Raw genomic sequence first — 20,305 nt, forward strand, 5'->3', positions numbered from 1 at the left:
AGCTGTTCATATTTTAACCTGCAGCCTTTGAGCGATTGTTTCTTGCAGTAAAAATCGCAGGTCGAAATTTAGGATTTGCCACAAGAAATTTATGGGATAAATCCTGTTATTGCCATAACATAACTACTATATTTATCTCTAAAAGTATGTATTCAATCATCAATCATTCAAAGTCATGCTGAATCAATAGCCAGTCAATCGAAAAGGTCAACGTCGAATTTATGGCGCCACATTAACTTTTGGCAACCAGCACACAAACTCCTATGGAGTCGTCTTGCTTAGACGCCATCCTCATCAATCTTGTCAGCCTTGGATGAAGTGACGCAAACGACGAGACTCTTCAGCCATGCGGCGTTGCAATTCCTCAGCAGGAAGAGAACCCTCATCGCGTTGTTGAGCAGCAAAAAGATCAGCTTCCGTCACATCAAGCCCATGCTCCTGCGCCAACTCCAGGAACTGCTCAACCTCGATAGCGTCCTCAAGTTGCTTATCGAGCAATGGATCCTCCTTCCTCAAAGCCAACAGACGGTCCAGGTCCTTAATCGACACGACCCCAATGCGAGAGTGATCGGTCTACATCAGCCAGCAGCAAATTGGCAGATGATGCGTTCGAGCATGCCTGAATTTGTAGCTCCATAGATGCAAAGTCAACACAGAACCGCTACACCCATAAAGTCTCCTTAACGACGGCATGAAGAACTGGAAAGGCTGGCGGCTGATTGGTGCCGGAGGGATGAGCATGCTCACAGTGCTTTTTATCGTGATTTGGCAAGCGGTTGCCAAGCAGACCAACACCCTTAACCAGGTTATGGAACGGCTGAGTGAGCTTGAACAAAAACCACAAACAAGCAGCAGCCGTTTGCTGGGCGAGCAACTACACAGCCTTCAGATCCGGCTCAATAATCAAGGTGAAAGGCTTAACGAACTCATCGAACAACAACGACAAATCACCAAGCCGCAAAAAGAGTACATCCACAGTCAATCTGACCCATGGCGAATGCAACCTGAACCTCCAGCCACACCATCAGCTCCAGGGTTGTCACCATAACCTTGAGATTCATAGAACCCTCAAAGTCTTGATAAGAGCCTGGGCTGGAATCTTGGCGATCAAAAACCTATCCCTTCACCGCATCACCACTTGAACTAGGGAGGATAAAGCGCTGCAAAAGGATGAAGAGTGCCAGCACCGGCAAAATCGATACCACCGACCCAGCCGCCACAATTCTCCAGTCAAGGGAGAAGCTGCTGGCAAGCTGCTGTAGGCCGAGTGGAAGGGTGTAAAGGCTGTGGTCATCCAAGATCACCAAAGGCCAAAGGAAATCGCTCCAAGTGCCGATAAACACAAACATGGCCAGGGTGATTAGATCAGCACGAGCAGCCGGAATCATCACGTTCCACCATTCACCCAATCGACTACAACCATCGATTCGCGCAGCCTCTTCAAGTTCCACGGGCACCGTCAAAAAACTCTGTCGCAAGAGATAGAGCCCAAAGGCTGTTGCGGCCTGTGGAATCACCAAGGCCATCAGAGAGTTACGCAATCCCAACTGCACCATCAAAAGATACAAAGGGATCATCACCACCTGAAAAGGAATGAGGATGGTTGCCACCACAAGGGCCAAGACCAGACCTCTTCCGGCAAAGCGCATCCGAGCGAGTGGATAGGCCGCCAGGGAGCAGAAAAGCAGATTGGCTACCACCGCCAAACAGCTCACTACTGTGCTGTTGAGCAAATAAATCCCTAGCGGATTGTCGGCGAATAGTCGCCAATACGCCATCAGGCTCGGTTCGGCAGGTAGTAAGGCTGGAGGACTAGTAAAAATCTCTTCAGCGGGCCCTTTCAAGGACGTGCTTACCAGCCAAAGCAATGGAAGGAGAATGACAAGCGCCAACACGATAAGGACCCCTAACTGAAGACCTTTCAGCAGTGGCGAAGCCAAGCTCTTACGCCTCATCTCCACATAGGGAAAATGCCCCATTGTTCAGAGGCCTGGCCGTAGATCAGCTAGCACAGAATCATGTTGGGGATGAAGAGACTGGCGACCGCAACCTGCCACCAGCCGATTAAGCGCATTCACAAATGCTTGAGCTGCAGCAACCACCACATCAGTGTCAGCGGAATGACCTGAGAAAAGCTGCCCATCCCGACGTAGCCGAATCGTGACTTCACCCATCGCATCAATCCCTTCCGTTACCGACTTCACCGAGAACTCGATTAGCTCATTAGGTTCGCCAGCTAGAGCATTCAATGCACGACAGACAGCATCTACTGGACCGGTGCCCACTGCAGCGGCAGTCTGCTCCTGTCCATCCTCTTGCGCAAGAATGACAGTTGCCGTAGGCCTAAGACTGCTACCGCAACTGACTTGCACCAGTCGTAACTGAAAACGAGCTTCAGGCTGCTGGACCTGTTCGCTGACAATGGCCTCAAGATCTCGATCGGTTATATCGCGCTTGCGATCGGCCAGATCCTTAAATCGTGCAAAGGCCTCGTCAAGATCCTCCCGAGTCAAGTCGTAACCGAGCTCCTCAAGGCGAGCTCGGACGGCACTACGACCACTTAGCTTGCCCAGCGAGATCCGATTGTCGGTCAGCCCAACCGTACGGGCATCAACAATTTCATAAGTAAGACGATTTTTAAGCACACCATCTTGATGAATACCTGACTCATGGGCGAAAGCATTGCTGCCTACAATCGCCTTATTGGGCTGCACCACCATGCCGGTGAGATTTGAGACCAATCGAGAGGTCTTGGTGATCTCCTCCGTGCGAACGGCCGTTAGAGGAGTAGGGCTATCAGATTCACGCCCAAAGAAGGGATTGAAATAACGCCGCCTCACATACAAAGCCATCACCAGCTCCTCAAGCGCAGCATTTCCTGCCCGCTCTCCAATGCCGTTGATCGTGCATTCAAACTGCCGGGCTCCACTCTTCACAGCTTCTAAAAAATTGGCTACAGCCAGTCCGAGGTCGTTGTGACCATGAACAGAAATAATCGCCTCATTCATGTTTGGAACATGGCAATCGATACCAGCAATCAACGCCCCGAACTCCGAGGGAGTTGTAAAACCAACTGTGTCGGGGATATTGATGGTGCCCGCCCCCGCAGCAATCGCAGCCTCAATCACCTCATAAAGAAACTCAGGATCGCTTCGAGCTGCGTCCTCACAAGAGAACTCAACATCATCAACGAGTGAGCGGGCATAGGCGACCATCTCTGGAACAATCGCCAGAACCTCCGCCCGAGATTTACGCAGCTTGTGCTCCAAGTGAATATCACTCGTGGCAATGAATGTGTGAATTCGTCGTCGAGGAGCTGGGGCAACGGCATCAGCACAAGCCTTGATATCAGCACGCGAAGCCCTAGCCAAGCCACAAATGATTGGGCCTTCATCCCCACCAACCTGCTGGGCAATACGTTGCACGGCAGCAAAATCGCCTTGGCTGGCAAAAGGAAAGCCAGCTTCAATCACATCCACACCCAAACGAGCGAGTTGCTGGGCAATAGCCAGCTTTTCCTCAAGATTGAGACTTGCCCCAGGGGACTGCTCCCCATCCCTGAGGGTCGTGTCAAAAATCAAAACGCGGCCTGGATCCTTGGCCATGACAGCACCCTTAAGGGAGTTAGTCGAAATGACTATGAGTTAAGCGAGTCTAAGGGGGGACTGCCTACTGCGAAGCGACAACTCAGCAAGCCAAGGTCCGCTTTATCAACAAAGTCGTTCTACATTCAACTCCACTGAAATCAGAACGTGGCCAAAGGTGCTCTGGCCCTGGTTCTCCATGCCCATCTCCCATATGTGCGATCGGCAGAGCCCGGTTCATTGGAAGAAGACTGGTTTTTTCAAGCCCTGATTGAGTGCTATTTACCTCTTCTCCAGGTTCTTGAAGAAGCTGCCGCAGCCCCCAACCAACACCCCAGGCTCACGATCAGCCTTTCTCCGACCCTGCTCTCCCTACTCAGTGACGACGATCTAAAACACCGATTCCCCGCCTGGCTCGCTGTTCGTCTGGACCTCCTAACCCAAACGTCCTCAGACCTACAACCTGCAGCGGACCACCTCGCTGAGATCATCCAACGAAATCTGCATCAATGGTTGGCATGCGAAGGCGATCTCATTGGTCGCTTTGCCCAACTTCAAAGGTCAAAGGTTGTCGACCTGCTCACCTGCGGAGCCACCCATGGCTACATGCCATTACTGAGGGAGCACCCTGAGGCAGTGCGTGGTCAGTTGCGCACTGCCGTACGCGAGCACCATCGCCTACTAGGAGAGCAGCCCCTGGGAATCTGGCTGCCGGAATGTGCCTACTACGAAGGGCTGGACCGTTGGATACTCGATGCTGGACTGCGCTACACCGTGCTCGACGGGCATGGCCTCCTTCATGCCACTCCTCGTCCACGTTATGGCGTGTATGCCCCAATCTGTAGCCGAAATGGCGTGGCCTTCTTCGGCAGAGACAGTGATGCCACGCTTCCTGTCTGGTCAGCCCAGCAAGGGTATCCAGGAGACCCTTTTTACCGTGAATTTCATAGGGATCTTGGTTGGGACCTACCAATCGAACAACTCCATGACATCGGGCTAAAGGAGCCCAGACCCTTAGGGCTGAAACTGCATCGAGTGACAGACCAAACGTCACCCCTTGACGCCAAAGCAGTTTATGAACCCGCCATAGCTTGCGCACTTACCAAAGAACACGCTCAGCTCTACCTAAAGGGTCGCCGTATCCAACTCGATCAATTAGCTAATACCATGGCCATCGAGCCATTGCTAGTGGCTCCCTTTGACGCAGAGCTCTTTGGACACTGGTGGTTTGAGGGGCCAACTTTCCTTGCCGAAATCTTCCGCCAGGCCAGCAAGGAGCAAGTGAATTTCACCAGGCTTCGAGACGTGCTCACATCAAACCCCCAACTCCAACTTTGTGAACCATGTCCCTCAAGCTGGGGGCAAGGTGGCTACCACGACTATTGGCTCAATGACAGCAATGCATGGGTGGTTCCTGAGTGGAGCCGAGCCGGAAAAGCAATGGTGGAGAGATGCAGCCTAGGAGTGGCTCGAGAATCGGACCTACGGCTGCTGCAACAGGCTGCTCGAGAACTTCTCCTGGCCCAGTCCTCCGACTGGAGTTTCATTCTGCGAGCAGGCACAACCACGGAGCTTGCGAAGGAACGTATCCATCGCCACCTCAACCGTTTCTGGCAATTAATGCAGGCCATCAATGACAAGCAACATCTGCCCGAAGACTGGCTGATCACACTCGAATCGGAAGATGGCCTCTTCCCATTCATTCAAGCAACGGACTGGGCTCGCATTCGTGACTAGGTCGCAGAGGCCCCAAAAAGCATCCCCAACCGAATCTCCCAGGAGGAAAGCAAGAACAACCGCAGCATCACCATCAGAAGACGAGGTAGTGGCAGCGTGTTGGCCAGAAAACCTGCCCAATCCTCACGTGGCAACCGAAAGAAAGTGGCAAAGAAGCTGCGCAAGCGAGCTTCGTCAAAGCTCATCAGTCGCCGCAAACCAAACTGATAAAGGCGATGACGCTGCACAAGCTCCGGCGACCAAAGCACCTGCCACCCTTCCCGAGCAAGAGCGGAAGAATCCAGAGGAGGCTCCACAGCCATAGCCATTGCCAAATGCTTTGCCAATGCCGGAGCTCGACGCAAAAGAGCTCCAACCATGTAGCCCGAAGCAGGATGGACCATGCTTGCTGCACCACCAAACGCGAGCAAAGGCTGACGACGATCAGGCAAAGGCAAGTTCATCGGGAACAGGCAATATTCCTCATGGATCACTTCTTTAATCTCCACCCCGCGGTGAGACAAGCGTGCATGCAGCCTTTCCCTTAATTCACTCCATGACAATGGAGGCGCGCAGGCAAGCGAAGTCTCCTCCACAAAAAAGATTCCCTCACCAAAATCCATGGCATAGAGAAAGCTGGGGGGTTTCTCTCGTTGTTCATCACTGAGATGGTCGGGACGAAAATCCATTAATACGAACTGACCAGACTCCACTGGTGATGAACTGAAGCGTCCCACGACGCCATAGGCCGCCTGCTCCGCTACGGGCCCATGATCAGGTCGACTGATAAATCGACTGCGATGACCACTGGCATCAATGACAACCCGTGCTCGATAAGCGTTGCCAGAGTGACAGAGAACTTCCGTATCTATCCCCAACACCTTAATGCTCACAGCGGTTTCAACATTCCAACTCAATTCACCACAACGGCTCAGCAATGAATCTTGTAAAGCGACTGGATCAAAAAGGCCGTAGTCGAAATGATGTTGAATTGGAGCAAGACCCTCCTCGTCATCACCATCACCGAAATAGCTAACTGTGTTGGTCCAACGCTGGCCCAGTAAAGAAGCCATCCCAAGAGACTCAAGCTCCTCAGCCCAGATCCCATAAGTATTGGGCCATGGCTGCTCAGGTGTATGCGAGGCGAGGGCACTCACTGCCAAGCCTTGCTCGACCAGCTCAGCAACGATACAGAGGGCCGCCGGACCGGCTCCCATCACTAAAACATCCGTACGGCTGGCCAATGTCAGCTGGAAGGAGCGTCGTCAACCCCAGCCACTTCACTGGGATCAGATCGATCATCTGGCTGGTCCTGATCCTCAGAATCAGGCGGCACAAGCACCACCTCAGAGAGGCGATCACCTGCATCCAAGCGCTGAAGCCGAACACCAGTAGCAGCCCTTGACTGCTGAGGAATTTTGTCGGCACTGGTACGCACAATCACTCCACGCTCGCTTACCAACAAAAGCTCTTCTCCGTAGCCAAGCACCCTTAAACCCACCAACTCGTCTCCTTCGCGCCTGAACTTGATGGCACGCAGACCCATGCCTGCACGTTTCTGCAAACGGAACTGATTGACCGGCACCCGCTTACCCAGTCCACTAGCGGAAGCAACAAGCACCCAGGGTCCATCACTAACGACAACGGTCTCGACGCTGTCATCCTGATCATCCTCAAGACTCTTGGCGACCTGATCGGCAAGCTCGACAGGCAATACATCCATACTCACCAAGGAATCGCCGCCTCGCAAATTCATGGCACGCACGCCACGAGCAGTTCGTCCTAAGGGGCGTAACTCCTCATCACAGAGTCGGAAATGAATGGTCATTCCAGCCCTAGAAGCAATCAAAACACTGTCACCAGGAACTGCCAACCTCACCCAAGTAAGAGCATCACCCTCCTCCAGACCAATAGCAATCAAACCATTGGAACGAATCTTGCTGAAAGCTGATAGAGAGGTGCGCTTGATAAAGCCACCCTTCGTCAACATCAGCAAGTGGGTGTCGTCATCGAAGGATATAACTGACAGAAGAGAGGTAATTGCCTCTTCACGGGGAATGGGCAAGAGCTGTACGACAGGTGTTCCCTTCGCTGTGCGGCTGCACTGAGGCACACGATAAGCAGGAAGGGCATAGGAGACACCGCGGTCACTGAACAACAGCAACGTGTCATGGTCATTGCAGCTAATAAACAGCTTCACCGCCTCCTCACCTTGACTGCGAGTGCCTGCCTTGCCTCGTGTCCCCCGACTCGTGGCCTCAAACTCGCTTACCGGCATGCGCTTGAGATAACCAGTCTCAGTGAGCAACACCACAGATCGCTCGTTGGCAATCAAGTCGATGTCTTCGAGCCCCCCTCCTAGATCGAGGATCTCGGTGCGCCGAGGCAAGCAATGCTTCTCGCGCAGCTTGGCCAATTCGTCCTCAATTAGACCGAAAACACGCTCTCGTCGGCCAAGGATGTCCTTGTAGTTGGCGATCTTGGTGACAAGATCCTCGTGTTCTAAACGAATCTTGTCAGCTTCTAAAGCGGTCAAACGCCGCAACTGCATCTGCAGGATGGCATCCGCCTGAATCTCCGTGAGCCCATGGTGCTCCTGCAACTGTTGACGGGCTGTAGCCGTATCAGAGGCAGCACGAATCAAAGCGATGATTGGATCAAGCTGATCGAGAGCAAGCAAAAGACCCAACAGGATGTGGTCGCGTTCCTCAGCTTTACGAAGGAAATAACGTGTTCGACGTTCAACAGTATCAACGCGAAAATCGAGGAATACCTGCAGCATCTTGCGCAGGGTGAGCAGCACCGGCTCACCATTGACTAGCGCCAACATATGGGCACTAAAGTTGCTCTGAAGAGGAGTGAGCTTAAAAAGATTATTGAGCACTACCTGGGGGTAGGCATCACGTCGCAGCTCCACGACAATACGCATGCCATCGCGATCGCTTTCGTCGCGAATATCAGAAATACCCTCCAGCTTCTTATCATTAACCATCTCTGCAATCCGCTCAATCAGCGCTGCTTTATTGGTCTGATAGGGCAATTCAGTAATGATCACTGCATCCCGGTCTGGTCGACCGGGATGTTCAATCGTCTCAATATTTGCCACGCCGCGCATCGTTACCGAGCCACGACCGGTGAGATAGGTCTCACGAATACCATTACGACCAAGAATCTGACCACCAGTTGGAAAGTCCGGCCCAGGGATAAGCGTCATCAACTCAGAATCACTTAGCTCGGGATTACTGATCAGAGCCTGCAGGCCATCGATTAATTCACTGAGATTGTGCGGTGGAATATTGGTAGCCATTCCAACGGCGATCCCTGAGGAGCCATTCAGCAGCAACTGAGGAATACGTGCTGGCAATACCATTGGCTCCTGTTGGGAGCCATCAAAGTTGTCCGCGTAGTCAACTGTCTCTGCTTCGATATCCTCAAGCAGACTGTCTGTCGTGAGCGACTGAAGACGCGATTCGGTGTATCGCATGGCCGCAGGTGGATCGTTATCGACCGAACCAAAATTGCCGTGACCATCAATCAACGGCATTTGCATGGAAAAATCCTGAGCCATGCGAACCAGCGCGTCGTAGACGGCTGTATCCCCATGGGGATGGTATTTACCCAGAACCTCACCAACAACTCGGGCACACTTTCGATAAGGCCGATCGCTGGTCAGGCCCAACTCATACATCGCATAAAGGATGCGCCTATGCACAGGCTTGAGACCATCGCGAGCGTCGGGCAACGCACGCCCAACGATCACACTCATCGCGTACTCCAGATAGGAGCGCGACATTTCAATGCGCAGGTCCGTCTGGATTATCCGATCGTCGGACTCGCCGGGACCGCCGTCACTGGGTCCCAATGGATCCGCCATAAAAGAGCTGGTTGTCAATAATCAGGTTATCTCGGAAGCTGATGAATTGAGCCACCAGCATCAACAAAAACCAGCCTGTGCACTGTTAGGGCTTAATACAGCTAAAGGCTCAGTATTAAACAGGCCTCTTAAACTATTTAGAGTGTGATATTTGGACCATGAGCTCGGCTGAGGAATCCAAAGCAGAAGGAACCTCCGAAGCAACGGAAGGAACCGAGTCCTCATCTGAACCCGCTGAGTCCTCAGCTTCTGCAAATGACCTGAAAGTGAGTGCAGCTCAGGGTGCATCCTCACAAGCCAACCCTGCTGTCCCTAAGACACCAGCTCAACAACAACCTGCTCCAACTCAAGACAGCCCTGCTATCTCCAAGCCAAGCACCATCCCCGCAAGCCCAACACCAACTCCCACATCCTCAGAAGCTTCAGATGACCTCAAAGTGAGTGCAGCACAGGGTGCCTCCTCACAAGCCAACCCTGCTGTCCCTAAGACACCAGCTCAACAACAACCTGCTCCAACTCAAAACAGCCCTGCTATCTCCAAGCCAAGCACCATCCCCGCAAGCCCAACACCAACTCCCACATCCTCAGACGGGCCCGAAGGCCTTGATCAAGGAGAGGAGTTGAAGCTGCTTTTGGAGAGACTGCGCAACTTCTTCAAGTTGAGCAACTGGATTAAGCAAGACGATCAGACAAGCCAATGGCAAAAACTGAGACGACCCGTTCTTCTCATTGCTGCACTGATCACCCTTGTGATTTTTGTTCGTATCTACGGCGGTATTTTGTCCACGATTGAGAGCGTCCCTCTGGCTCCATCTCTCTTCGAACTGGCCGGAATCCTCTGGCTGTCATGGTTTTCAATCACCCGCCTGATCCGCAGCGAAGATCGACAGGATGTGATCTCCAGAGTGCGCACCCGATGGGAGGCCTTCCGTGGAACAACTGACAACAAGCCCTAGCTAAAGCTCCTTGACCTCAAGGCACAATTTGAATCGCCCCAGTTGGTAACTTGGCGTGACTTTATTTTGTCTGTGGTGAACATTCAGCTCGGACGTACCAAGGTCGTTCGCCGGGCCTATGGCATCGACGAAACCGCCCTTGTTCCGGGTGGACGAACCGTAGACCCGGAGATCACTGACACCTGCTGGAACCTCGCAGGCATCGAACGTGAGATACCGATCATTGCGAGCGCTATGGATAGCGTTGTCAATGTCGATATGGCTGTTGCCCTATCTCGCCTTGGAGCCCTCGGCGTAATGAATCTGGAAGGAGTCCAAACCCGCTACAAAGACCCCAACCCAGTACTGGATCGGATCTCCGCAATCGGAAAGGACGCCTTCGTGCCACTGATGCAGGAGATCTACAGCAAACCTGTGCAAGAAGCCCTGATCTATCAACGCATTAAAGAGATCAAAAATCAGGGGGGCATTGCTGCTGTGAGTGGCACACCCGTGGCAGCAATGCGCTTTAGCAAAACCATTGCAGAAGCGGGTGCTGACCTCTTCTTTGTGCAGGCGACAGTGGTCTCAACCGAACACATTGGTCCTGAAGGTCAACAAACTCTCGACCTAGAAGCCCTTTGTCAAGGCATGGGGGTCCCTGTGGTGATGGGTAATTGCGTCACCTACGAGGTCGCTCTGCAACTCATGCGTGCAGGTGCCGCAGGGGTGATGGTTGGCATCGGCCCTGGTGCTGCCTGCACCTCCCGTGGAGTTCTTGGCGTGGGCATCCCCCAAGCCACCGCCGTAGCGGACTGCGCTGCCGCTCGAGAGGAATACGAGCGAGAGAGTGGTCGTTACGTTCCGATCGTCGCAGATGGCGGCATCATCACAGGAGGCGACATCTGTAAATGCATTGCCTGCGGTGCCGATGCGGTCATGATCGGCTCTCCGATCGCCCGAGCAGTGGAGGCCCCTGGTCGTGGCTTCCACTGGGGCATGGCCACTCCCAGTCCAGTACTGCCAAGGGGCACAAGAATCAAGGTGGGCAGCACAGGCAGCCTGGAACGCATCCTTAGAGGGCCTGCTCTGCTAGACGATGGCACCCACAACCTTCTAGGCGCTCTCAAAACATCCATGGGCACTCTTGGGGCCCGTACGATCAAAGAGATGCAACAGGTTGAAGTCGTCATCGCCCCATCTCTGCTGACCGAAGGGAAGGTTTATCAGAAAGCCCAGCAGCTAGGCATGGGCAAGTAAACATTCCGATCGCAGGCGAAACCCGATTGGATCCGAGAGAGACCATGGCTAGTATGTAGTCGTGAGGGCTACGGCCCACACACTCCTCACACACACTGGCCCGACGAGCTCGGGCTTTTCGTCTTCTCTGCAAGAGACCGTCACAGTTCCTACCTGTGCAGGCTCTTAAGCCTGAATAAAATACAAACGATTGCTAAATTTCCGCAAAATCAACGACCTAAGGAATGTCCAATGCCGCCGCAGTTACCGACGCCTCCTTCGAGCAGGACGTCCTTCAAAGCGACGTGCCTGTGCTAGTTGATTTCTGGGCGCCTTGGTGTGGCCCATGTCGCATGGTTTCTCCGATCGTCGATGAGATTGCCAAGGAATTCGAGAGCAAGATCAAAGTCTTCAAGCTCAACACTGACGAAAACCCCAACGTCGCCAGCCAATACGGTATTCGGAGTATCCCCACCCTGATGGTGTTCAAGGGAGGTCAAAAAGTCGACACAGTTGTTGGTGCAGTGCCCAAAGCCACGCTTTCTGGAACCATTTCAAAGTACCTCTGAAGCTTGATCCAACTTCGATTCCAGCCCTCCTAGATCACCCTTGGCCTGATTCAATGCCACACATGGCTAAAAGGCCAGATTGCGGAGGGTTTCTTTGATTACACGTCTAGGCTTAATTGATTACGGCATGGGCAATCTGCACTCTGTGCAGATTGCCTTTGAAAGGCTCCACAAGGCTCTTCACATAGTGAGGCAGCCCGCCGACCTCAGCAGCTGTGATGCATTGATCTTGCCTGGAGTCGGTGCCTTTGATCCCGCCATGGTGCACCTTGAGCAGACCAGATTGGTTCCAGACCTCAAGAGTTGGGTAAAAGGAGGACGACCTCTTCTAGGCATTTGTCTGGGCCTGCAGCTGTTGTTCGAATCGAGTGACGAAGGAAATGCCACCGGCCTAGGGTTGCTTAAGGGCCACGTTCAACGACTGCCCTCCAATCAAGGCGAACGAATTCCCCACATGGGCTGGGCTGCTCTACAACATCGAAACGACTGCCCGCTGCTTGACAAAGAAGATCCAGACAGCTGGATGTATTTCGTGCATTCCTATGCTGCAGTGCCCAGCCAAAACAGTGATCTTGCGGCCATAGCGCCGTTTGGCCGAGACAACATCACAGCGATGGTCTGGAAAGGCCGACTAGGGGCCTGTCAGTTTCACCCAGAGAAATCCGCCGCAGCCGGCGAGCACATGCTGCGGCGCTGGCTGAAGTGGCTGGAGACCGGCGCAAAACCTTTGCCATGAGTAGCCAGCTAAGGCTCTCCGGAGGGCGCAAGCTGCAGAGTCCCGCTGGCCAAGGCACTAGACCCACGACGAGTCGTGTTCGTGAAGCAGTGATGAACGTGCTAGCCCCACGCTTGCATGACTGCCACTGGCTTGACCTATTTAGCGGCAGTGGAGTAATGGGCTGTGAGGCGTTGCAAAGCGGCGCACGACGTGTGGTGGCTGTTGAACGAAACGCGAAGACAGCCAAAGTCTGTCAGGCCAACCTAATTGCCACCGCCTCTGGCCTCTCCCAGCAGAGCAACATTGAAGTGATCCGCCATGACGTACTGAGCTGGCTGAAGAGAGGTTGCCATGCCGCCAAGTTCAATCAACCTTGGGCAGGGGAAAACCCTGGTTTCAACCTGGTCTACCTCGATCCACCTTATTCTTCAAAACTCTATTCAGAAGTATTCAAAGCCCTGCTTTCAGGCCATTGGCTGCAGAGAGATGCTCTAGTGATCTGTGAGCATGCTACGAAGAACAGCTTGGAAACCCCAATGCAGTGGCTTGAACAAGATCGCCGTATCTATGGCAGCAGCGCCTTACTGTTCACCAATCCCCCAGAACAGTATCGCGACGATACTGATTCCAAGCATCCACAAACAATCCAAGCAAAGTGACCGGAATCAAACCCAGAACGATGCCGCAGAGAAGTGGTTCGATCATGGCCTCGCGCCCAGTTGAAAGATTAAGCACAATTGTTTCATGCTCCTGAACTCACCGTGACGGGCCCGTCATCAAACAATCAAAGCAAAAACGGGTTAATTGGAGCCCTAGTGGTACTGGTAGCAGCTGTCTGCATTGCAATTTTGTTATGGGTACTAGGACACTCACAACGAGACCCCTACGTCAACGCCACCCTTGATTTGGAGGGATCTTTGGAGCAAGGAGGTCGGCTGTTCCGCATCAACTGCGCTGGCTGCCACGGCATTACTGCCCAAGGAAACTTAGGACCGAATCTCCTTGACGTGAGCGAACGCCGCAACGACGCCCAGCTGATCAGCCAAGTGGTAAGCGGCAATACGCCGCCCATGCCCAGATTCCAGCTGGAGCCTCAAGAAATGGCCGACCTACTGGCTTATTTAAATTCCCTGAATTGAACAAGGACATCCGCTCAATCCAAACGACTGTTGTTCTGGTTGAGCCAATTGGTCCACTGAATCTGGGCAGTGTGGCCAGACTCTGCGCCAACTTCGGAGTACAAGAACTACGTCTGGTCTCGCCCCGCTGCAACCCTGCTGATGCCGAGGCACGACGCATGGCTGTCCATGGCGCAGGAATGCTTGAGCAGGCAAAACAATTCTCATGCTTGCTCGATGCCGTAGCTGACTGTCACAGAGTTGTAGCCAGCTGCGGCCGATTGGATCATGGCAACATCCCCCTGCAACCCCCCGAACAAGCAGTGCCATGGTTACTAGAGAGCATGGGTGCAGCACCTGTGGCACTGGTATTTGGTCGTGAAGACAGGGGCCTAACCAACGAGGAACTTCAACTCGCCCAACGTGTAATCACTCTGCACAGCTCTTATGGATATCCATCCCTCAACCTCTCGCATGCAGTAGCGATCGTGCTGCATGAGGTACAACGTTGCCAAGGGCAAGGGACGCTCAGGGAAGGGCAATCGGCATGGCCCGACCCAGCATCACCTCGTCAACTCGACGCATGCTTAACAGACGCACAGGATCTCCTGTTAGAGGTGGGATTTCTTTTGAGCCATACGGCCCAAGCCCGCATGGCCAAAGTCCGTGGTTTACTCCAACGCGCTGCCGTCCGTCCCGAGGAAGTAGCCCTGCTGAGAGGGATGGTGAGGCAACTGCGCTGGGCTATCCATTCTCGTCACTCTTAACCTCAGCCGAACTCACTGTTCTTCACTTCCTTGTCAAGCAACCGCCCTTACCGCAACCGCTCAAACGGGGCTGGTCCCCTACGGCTTTTGTTGCGTCTGATCTTGATGGGCATCGGCCTCGGAGTGATTACAGGTTCAGCGCTCAAGATGCTCGGCCCACAGGTGAAGCAGGGCAAGCTGGACTTGCCGGAGTGGTTTCCTGGGCGAAATTGGATTTCCCTGAAGGTCCTCCCCAGTCGCTTCAACATGGTTGAGGAAGCCACAAACCCCATGCTCAGCAATGGGAATAGTTTGCAACTGGGCAACTTCCAGACGAAGCAAGAACTCACAACGTTGAGCAACCGCTGGAAAGATCTGGCCAAGCAACAGAAAGACTTACAAGCAAGCGCATTCTTGCTAGTGCTTGATGACGGACGCTATGCCGAGCTCTCCCCAGAGACAGCACTGCCTGCAGCTAGCTCGATCAAAACAGCAATCCTGCTGGTAGCTCTCGAACTCATCGATTCCGGTCAGCTCAGCTGGAATGAACCCCTGAAGCTCACCAAAGAGATTATTGGTGGTGGTGCTGGATGGATGGCCAGCAAACCGCTTGGCAGCCAATTCCCTGCCCACGAAGTTGCCACCGAGATGATTCGGGTGAGCGATAACACCGCCACCAATCTGCTGATTCAACGCATTGGTGGCAAGGACGTCCTCAATGCACGCTTCAATGCTCTAGGCCTGAGCTCCACGGTGGTGAATAACTGGTTACCGGATCTCCAAGGCACCAATACCACCAGCAGCCACGATCTGGCACGGGCCATCGCACTGGTCGATACTGGCAAAGCTCTTAGCCCACGCACACGGGATCTATTCAGGGAGGCAATGAGCACCTCCATCAGCAACCGCCTATTACCTGGTGGATTTCTCAAGGGACTGGGCGGTAAGCAAGGAGAGCCTGACAACAGCCTCCTGGCAAAGGGCTACCGCATCTACAACAAAACCGGCGACATTGGCATCGCTTATGCGGATGCCGGCCTGATCGAACTACCTGATGGCAGTCGTGCAGTGGCAGGGTTCATGGTGAAAGGCCCCTTCAACGACCCCCGCTCCACAGAACTGATCCGCGACATGGCCGCCGCTATGGCTCCAGTACTCAAGCCAAAACCATCGACACCTCGAACGGAATCAACAAAAAGCAATCAGCCATGAAGATCCGCGCCCTTTTGTCAGTTGCGCTTTTCACCGTATTCGGAGCAGTTCTTTACACCCCTGCTCTCATTGCCGCACCAACCGTAAAGCAAAGACAGCAACAGGTCAGGCCCCTGCCAGGCGAGCTTGACAAGGTGCTGATGGTTAATGACAACAATCCCGAACTGATTACAGGGGAAGGGATCCTGATCTCCACCTTCCCTACCAAAAACACACAAAGCTCAAGCGCCAAAGCTCACAAAAACAACCTGGCCGTGCCACTCGATGGTCGTTTCGATCTATTCAGTCACCACGTGTATGCCGGCCTTCCCGATCATCTCGAATCCACCCTCTGGCTAGCAGTGCTGGCACAGCCACTGGGTGAGGAGCCAGTGCAACTGACCCTACTGAAAGGCAGTACCTCCCTATCGCAAGCCACCGAAGCAGGACAGACAGCTGCACCATTTCTGCCTCTGCCGAAAATGATTGCCGAAACCACGACCCCAATTGCCGCTGGCCCAGGCAGCCGGGTAGCTGGCGATCTCCTGCGGGGGGAGCGAGCTCAAGAGCTACCAGAGCGATGGGAACTCCTACCAGGCAGCCCGAGTGCCCTATTGGTACTCCCCATTCCCGTAGCAGGTCTCGATCCACTGCTCAACGGTCGCAACCTTCAGATGCGGCTGCATAGCTCCGGCCCCATCTCACTGGCAACCGTGGCTGCATACGGCAATCCCAAAGCGGCCCCTCCACTGTCTCGCTGGATTGAGCTGCTTGAAAGCGGCGAACTCAACCCCAAGGAACATCACCCCACGCCTCGAGGTAGCAGCGGCAAGATCGTGTATTCGCGCGTCAGCGGAATCCAGTTGGGCAGCACATGGAAGACAACCCTGACTGATCCTGGTAGCACCGTGCTAAGCGCAATCAACACTCCCATCTCCTGGCCTATCAGCAGCCTCGAGAGGGGCAGCCTCGGCACAGATCAAGTCCAAACTGCTGAATTACAAGCCCACTACGACAACACTGCATGGGCTGCCCATGGCAACTACGGAGTTGAATATGACCTCACCCTGCCGCTACACAACGGATCACAGCAGGGAAAATCCTTCTTGCTGACCCTTGAGTCCCCCTTAAAGAAGGACAACAACAACACAAGCCTGGACTTTCGCGTTTCAGCCAGCGGACCTGTGATGTATCGAGGGCTGATCGAGGTCAGTGGACTCGATAGCGAGTCCAGTCGACCCATGGGCCGTCGCCGCTTCCACCTAGTTCTGCGACAGGGGCAGATGGGGCCAGACATTGGTCGCATCAGCCTGAAACCAGGAGAGACTAGAGATGTCCGAATTCGACTGATCTACCCCGCTGATGCCACCCCACCGCAAGTGCTCACACTCCTGCCTGTGAAACAATCCAAAACAACTCCAGACATCAACCCGTGAGTTCAACCCGCAAGCGCAGGGTCTTTCCCTTTACCGCCGTGATTGGCCAGGAAGAGATGAAACTGGCTCTGCTGCTCAACGTGATCGACCCGCGAATCGGCGGAGTCATGATCATGGGAGATCGAGGCACGGGCAAGTCCACCGCGATCCGAGCCCTAGCAGATCTCCTGCCAGGGATTGATGTAGTCGCTGGCGACCCTTACAACAGCTCACCCACTGATCCTGATCTACAGAGCAGTGACGTGCGCCAACGCATTGAACATGGTGAAAGCCTGGCCACTGAGGCGCGACAGGTCCCGATGGTGGATTTACCTCTCGGTGCCACTGAAGATCGTCTCTGCGGCACCATCGACATCGAGAAGGCCCTCAGCGAAGGAGTTCGTGCATTCGAGCCAGGCCTGCTGGCCAAGGCCAACCGCGGCTTGCTCTACGTCGATGAGGTCAATCTGCTTGACGACCATCTTGTCGATGTGCTGCTGGATTCAGCGGCATCAGGATGGAACACGGTGGAACGTGAAGGGGTATCAGTGCGACACCCTGCCCGATTCGTACTGATCGGCTCCGGCAACCCCGAGGAGGGCGAGCTACGACCCCAACTCCTTGATCGCTTTGGCATGAGTGTTGAGGTGCGCACTGTCCGCGATCCAGACCTACGTGTGCAGGTGGTTGATCAGCGCACCGCCTTTGATAGCGATCCCGACACCTTTGCCACATCGGTTCAGGCCAACCAAGATGCCTTACAAAAACGCGTTATTGAGGCCCAGCAACGTCTTGAACAGGTGAGCATCGACAACGATTTGCGCCTACGAATCTCGGCTGTCTGTGGCGAACTAGATGTGGATGGACTGCGTGGCGACATCGTCACCAACCGTGCCGCCAGGGCTCTAGCAGCCTTTGCAGGACGAACAGAAGTTACGGAAGAAGATGTGGCACGCGTGATCTCTTGTTCTCTACGCCATCGATTGCGTAAAGACCCCCTCGAGCAGATTGATTCTGGGGATCGCGTCGTCAAAATTTTCTGCAAAGTGTTCGAACGCAGCGAAAACAGCGATCAGGCTGACTTCGAGCTAACAACTCAGGCAGGCTGAGCGCTTGCGCATCCTTGGCATCGACCCTGGCCTCGCCAGGGTGGGCTATGGGGTCATTGACACCAGCAACGGACAACAGCAGATGCTCGATTGCGGCATCATCCGCACCAATCCCGGCATTGACGATGGTGTACGGATGGTGGAAATCGCCAGCGATCTACGCCAGCTCATTCGTCGTTGGAAGCCCCAACTGGCCGCTGTGGAGAAATTCTTCTTCTACCGCTCCAGCACGACGATCAGCGTGGTTCAGGCACGTGGAGTCATCATCATGACCCTGGCACGCTTTCGAGTGCCAATGGTGGAATTCCCACCGATGCAAATCAAGCTTGCTCTGGCGGGCTCAGGCCATGCTGAAAAAGATGAAGTGCTCGATGCGGTGATGCGCGAATTGAATCTTGATCAGCCGCCCCGACCCGATGATGCCGCCGACGCCCTGGCCATAGCACTCACGGGTTGGTTCCAGCGCTAAAACCACTCATGGACTCCTCCTGCTCACCAAAACACGGCTGGTTTGACAGCGTGGCTGAGTCTTACGCCCAACAACGCCCCCATTACCCGGAATCCCTGTTCGCATGGATCAGCAGCAAAGCCGCCGGCCACCAACGTTGCTGGGACGTTGCCTGTGGTAGCGGCCAGGCCTCTCTAGGGCTTGCAAGGCACTTTGATCGCGTCGATGCAACCGATCTCAGTCCAGCTCAGGTTGCTGCCGCACCAGCTCACTCAAACATTCATTACCAAGTAGCAGCAGCTGAAGACTCCGGACTCCCCAACGCATGCATGGACTCAATTGTGGTGGCTGCCGCCATTCACTGGCTAGATGTACCCCGATTCAACGAGGAAGCATTCAAGGTGGCACGCCCAGGTGGACTGATGGTCTGGGTGGGCTATGACCCCCCGCAAGGGGCTCCCCCTGCACTGCAGTTGTGGCTAGACCAGCTTTACGGCGAAAGGCTACGGAACTGGTGGCCACCCCAGCGTCAGCATGTCGACACCCACTATCAGAACCTGCCATTCCCCGCCATCAGCACATCGTTGCCCCAAGAACTCTGCATCTCCCTCCAATGGAGCTGTGATCAGCTGATCGGTTACATAGGAACCTGGTCGGCTTTGAGGAAAGCAAAGCAGGAGGGCCATGACTTGCTGCCACAACTCAGCATGGAACTGCAAAGACTCTGGCCATCAGATCAAACAACAATCCCCCTAATCTTTCCACTCATGGGCCGCTGGGGTTATCTAACACGATGAATCAAGCCATCGCCAAAGCCAAGCTTCGTCGTCAATTCAAGGCCCTGCGCGCTCAACAATTACCCGCGGTTCAAGACACAATCATTCAGCAGGTTGTTAACACTATTCAGGGTTACTTAAAAGCTGGAAACCTACGAGGCCACATTGGCATTTATTGGCCGCTTAGCGGAGAAGTAGACCTCCGCGAACTGAAACTCAACTTGAAGTTGCCCTTGGCACTACCAGTCAGTGGGGAGGACGGAAGTCTCAGTTACCACCCTTGGACTCTCACTCCACTGCGAAAAGATGCCTGCATGATCCCCGCCCCGCTAGATGAAGACATCCTTGACGCTGATGCAATAGGCCTCTTGCTGATACCTGCTCTGGCGATGGATCAACGAGGGATCAGACTCGGCTATGGAGGTGGTTTCTTCGACCGCTTCAGAAGCAATTTAACTTGGCGTAAAGTTCCATCGCTTGCAGTCTTGCCAAAAGCCTGCATATCAACAGAGTTACTGCCTCGCGACAGTTGGGATGTACCCCTTGATGGCTGGATTAGTGAAAGAGGAGTTTGCAGAGTAAAATAGAAACTTAGAGTCAGCCCCCAAATCACGAATAACGACTAGACCAAGTCAATCCTGCTATTACAAAGAGGCAAGGCTTAAATTCAATACTTTCTTGACACTTGGCCATCATTGAATTAGCCTATCTTAAGGCTTAAATGATCGAGCACAATGACAGCACTAGCACTTTATTCTTACGCAAAAGTTCAGTCCATAGAAATAGACGGGAAAGAAGACATCATCACCCTTAGACCAGTTGTTGAATCTAACTTATTCAATTTATTGGACGTAGGCGAATGATTAT

General features: G+C 53.8%; 20 protein-coding genes and 1 pseudogene. 15 read left to right on the forward strand and 6 right to left on the reverse strand.

Features of this window, described 5'->3' with window-relative positions; genetic code table 11:
- Positions 1–303 precede the first annotated feature (303 nt).
- Positions 304–549 (reverse strand): Nif11-like leader peptide family natural product precursor, encoded by a 246-nt coding sequence (locus PMIT1303_RS06215; protein ID WP_011825578.1) that lies wholly within the window; start codon positions 547–549, stop codon positions 304–306.
- Between the two features lie 142 nt (positions 550–691).
- Between PMIT1303_RS06215 and PMIT1303_RS06220 the strand changes: the two genes are divergently transcribed.
- Complete coding sequence (locus PMIT1303_RS06220) at positions 692–1,048, forward strand: hypothetical protein (protein ID WP_063397962.1); 357 nt, start codon at positions 692–694, stop codon at positions 1,046–1,048.
- A gap of 67 nt (positions 1,049–1,115) precedes the next feature.
- Here the strand turns inward: PMIT1303_RS06220 and PMIT1303_RS06225 are convergent, their stop codons facing one another.
- Both PMIT1303_RS06225 and PMIT1303_RS06230 read right to left on the reverse strand, forming a co-directional pair.
- Complete coding sequence (locus PMIT1303_RS06225; RefSeq protein WP_197459783.1) at positions 1,116–1,955, reverse strand: carbohydrate ABC transporter permease; 840 nt, start codon at positions 1,953–1,955, stop codon at positions 1,116–1,118.
- A 27-nt stretch (positions 1,956–1,982) separates the two neighbouring features.
- Positions 1,983–3,605, reverse strand: a complete 1,623-nt coding sequence (locus PMIT1303_RS06230; protein WP_063397964.1) for a 2-isopropylmalate synthase — start codon at positions 3,603–3,605, stop codon at positions 1,983–1,985.
- 147 nt (positions 3,606–3,752) lie between these two features.
- Here PMIT1303_RS06230 and PMIT1303_RS06235 point away from each other — a divergent pair, with 147 nt between their 5' ends.
- Entirely contained in the window at positions 3,753–5,321 is a 1,569-nt protein-coding gene (locus PMIT1303_RS06235) for a glycoside hydrolase family 57 protein (protein WP_063397965.1), read from the forward strand.
- On the opposite strand, the gene crtL is transcribed toward PMIT1303_RS06235, so the two are convergent.
- Together crtL and gyrA are read right to left on the reverse strand one after the other, a co-directional pair.
- The gene (crtL, locus tag PMIT1303_RS06240; RefSeq protein ID WP_063397966.1) at positions 5,318–6,544 is read right to left on the reverse strand and encodes a lycopene beta cyclase; all 1,227 of its coding nucleotides are present in this window, start codon (positions 6,542–6,544) and stop codon (positions 5,318–5,320) included. The genes PMIT1303_RS06235 and crtL overlap by 4 nt on opposite strands.
- A gap of 2 nt (positions 6,545–6,546) precedes the next feature.
- Positions 6,547–9,174 carry a DNA gyrase subunit A gene (gene gyrA, locus PMIT1303_RS06245; RefSeq protein ID WP_063398012.1) on the reverse strand — a complete coding sequence of 876 codons (2,628 nt, stop codon included), beginning with the start codon at positions 9,172–9,174 and terminating at the stop codon, positions 6,547–6,549.
- A gap of 158 nt (positions 9,175–9,332) precedes the next feature.
- On the opposite strand from gyrA, the gene PMIT1303_RS06250 reads away from it, so the two are divergent.
- The 5 genes and pseudogenes from PMIT1303_RS06250 to rsmD form a co-directional block, all read left to right on the forward strand.
- Positions 9,333–10,130: a CAAD domain-containing protein gene (locus PMIT1303_RS06250; protein ID WP_063397967.1), complete on the forward strand. Its 798-nt coding sequence runs from the start codon at positions 9,333–9,335 to the stop codon at positions 10,128–10,130.
- 75 nt (positions 10,131–10,205) lie between these two features.
- Positions 10,206–11,369: a GuaB3 family IMP dehydrogenase-related protein gene (locus PMIT1303_RS06255; RefSeq protein WP_063398013.1), complete on the forward strand. Its 1,164-nt coding sequence runs from the start codon at positions 10,206–10,208 to the stop codon at positions 11,367–11,369.
- Between the two features lie 224 nt (positions 11,370–11,593).
- Positions 11,594–11,917, forward strand: coding sequence for a thioredoxin (gene trxA / locus PMIT1303_RS06260; RefSeq protein WP_063397968.1), 324 nt, complete (start codon positions 11,594–11,596; stop codon positions 11,915–11,917).
- 94 nt (positions 11,918–12,011) lie between these two features.
- Positions 12,012–12,653, forward strand: a complete 642-nt coding sequence (gene hisH, locus PMIT1303_RS06265; protein WP_074159211.1) for an imidazole glycerol phosphate synthase subunit HisH — start codon at positions 12,012–12,014, stop codon at positions 12,651–12,653.
- A pseudogene (gene rsmD, locus PMIT1303_RS06270) lies at positions 12,650–13,213 on the forward strand (16S rRNA (guanine(966)-N(2))-methyltransferase RsmD); the annotation flags it as partial. The gene hisH and the pseudogene rsmD, both read left to right, overlap by 4 nt.
- 10 nt (positions 13,214–13,223) lie before the next feature.
- On the opposite strand, the gene petG reads toward rsmD, so the two are convergent.
- On the reverse strand, positions 13,224–13,340 hold the full coding sequence (gene petG, locus PMIT1303_RS13985; RefSeq protein ID WP_011130502.1) for a cytochrome b6-f complex subunit V: 117 nt from the start codon (positions 13,338–13,340) through the stop codon (positions 13,224–13,226).
- Positions 13,341–13,396: 56 nt separating this feature from the next.
- Here petG and PMIT1303_RS06275 point away from each other — a divergent pair, with 56 nt between their 5' ends.
- From PMIT1303_RS06275 to PMIT1303_RS06310, 8 genes are read left to right on the forward strand one after another with little or no spacing between them, the layout of a single operon-like run.
- Positions 13,397–13,774 carry a c-type cytochrome gene (locus PMIT1303_RS06275; protein ID WP_063398014.1) on the forward strand — a complete coding sequence of 126 codons (378 nt, stop codon included), beginning with the start codon at positions 13,397–13,399 and terminating at the stop codon, positions 13,772–13,774.
- Positions 13,771–14,520: an RNA methyltransferase gene (locus PMIT1303_RS06280; protein WP_063397971.1), complete on the forward strand. Its 750-nt coding sequence runs from the start codon at positions 13,771–13,773 to the stop codon at positions 14,518–14,520. Before PMIT1303_RS06275 ends, PMIT1303_RS06280 begins: the two co-directional genes overlap by 4 nt.
- Positions 14,521–14,550: 30 nt before the next feature.
- Positions 14,551–15,711 carry a serine hydrolase gene (locus tag PMIT1303_RS06285; protein ID WP_063397972.1) on the forward strand — a complete coding sequence of 387 codons (1,161 nt, stop codon included), beginning with the start codon at positions 14,551–14,553 and terminating at the stop codon, positions 15,709–15,711.
- On the forward strand, positions 15,708–17,126 hold the full coding sequence (locus PMIT1303_RS06290) for a DUF3370 domain-containing protein (protein WP_063397973.1): 1,419 nt from the start codon (positions 15,708–15,710) through the stop codon (positions 17,124–17,126). The genes PMIT1303_RS06285 and PMIT1303_RS06290 overlap by 4 nt, the downstream gene beginning before the upstream one ends.
- Positions 17,123–18,214, forward strand: a complete 1,092-nt coding sequence (gene bchI, locus PMIT1303_RS06295; RefSeq protein ID WP_063397974.1) for a magnesium chelatase ATPase subunit I — start codon at positions 17,123–17,125, stop codon at positions 18,212–18,214. Before PMIT1303_RS06290 ends, bchI begins: the two co-directional genes overlap by 4 nt.
- Before the next feature lie 4 nt (positions 18,215–18,218).
- Entirely contained in the window at positions 18,219–18,683 is a 465-nt protein-coding gene (ruvC, locus tag PMIT1303_RS06300) for a crossover junction endodeoxyribonuclease RuvC (protein WP_011825552.1), read from the forward strand.
- Between the two features lie 8 nt (positions 18,684–18,691).
- On the forward strand, positions 18,692–19,459 hold the full coding sequence (locus tag PMIT1303_RS06305) for a methyltransferase domain-containing protein (protein ID WP_063398015.1): 768 nt from the start codon (positions 18,692–18,694) through the stop codon (positions 19,457–19,459).
- Positions 19,456–20,025 (forward strand): 5-formyltetrahydrofolate cyclo-ligase, encoded by a 570-nt coding sequence (locus PMIT1303_RS06310; protein WP_063397975.1) that lies wholly within the window; start codon positions 19,456–19,458, stop codon positions 20,023–20,025. Before PMIT1303_RS06305 ends, PMIT1303_RS06310 begins: the two co-directional genes overlap by 4 nt.
- The last annotated feature ends 280 nt before the right edge of the window (positions 20,026–20,305 follow it).

It is taken from the genome of Prochlorococcus sp. MIT 1303, assembly GCF_001631965.1.
GTDB classification, from domain to species: Bacteria; Cyanobacteriota; Cyanobacteriia; order PCC-6307; family Cyanobiaceae; genus Prochlorococcus; species Prochlorococcus marinus_D.

Coding starts and splice junctions, on each gene's coding strand:
- gyrA (WP_063398012.1), bottom strand. CDS start 9,174: ATGGCGGATCCATTGGGACCCAGTGACGGCGGTCCCGGCGAGTCCGAC.
- PMIT1303_RS06230 (WP_063397964.1), bottom strand. CDS start 3,605: ATGGCCAAGGATCCAGGCCGCGTTTTGATTTTTGACACGACCCTCAGG.
- PMIT1303_RS06310 (WP_063397975.1), top strand. CDS start 19,456: ATGAATCAAGCCATCGCCAAAGCCAAGCTTCGTCGTCAATTCAAGGCC.
- PMIT1303_RS06250 (WP_063397967.1), top strand. CDS start 9,333: ATGAGCTCGGCTGAGGAATCCAAAGCAGAAGGAACCTCCGAAGCAACG.
- PMIT1303_RS06220 (WP_063397962.1), top strand. CDS start 692: ATGAAGAACTGGAAAGGCTGGCGGCTGATTGGTGCCGGAGGGATGAGC.
- PMIT1303_RS06225 (WP_197459783.1), bottom strand. CDS start 1,955: ATGAGGCGTAAGAGCTTGGCTTCGCCACTGCTGAAAGGTCTTCAGTTA.
- petG (WP_011130502.1), bottom strand. CDS start 13,340: ATGATCGAACCACTTCTCTGCGGCATCGTTCTGGGTTTGATTCCGGTC.
- PMIT1303_RS06290 (WP_063397973.1), top strand. CDS start 15,708: ATGAAGATCCGCGCCCTTTTGTCAGTTGCGCTTTTCACCGTATTCGGA.
- trxA (WP_063397968.1), top strand. CDS start 11,594: ATGTCCAATGCCGCCGCAGTTACCGACGCCTCCTTCGAGCAGGACGTC.
- PMIT1303_RS06305 (WP_063398015.1), top strand. CDS start 18,692: ATGGACTCCTCCTGCTCACCAAAACACGGCTGGTTTGACAGCGTGGCT.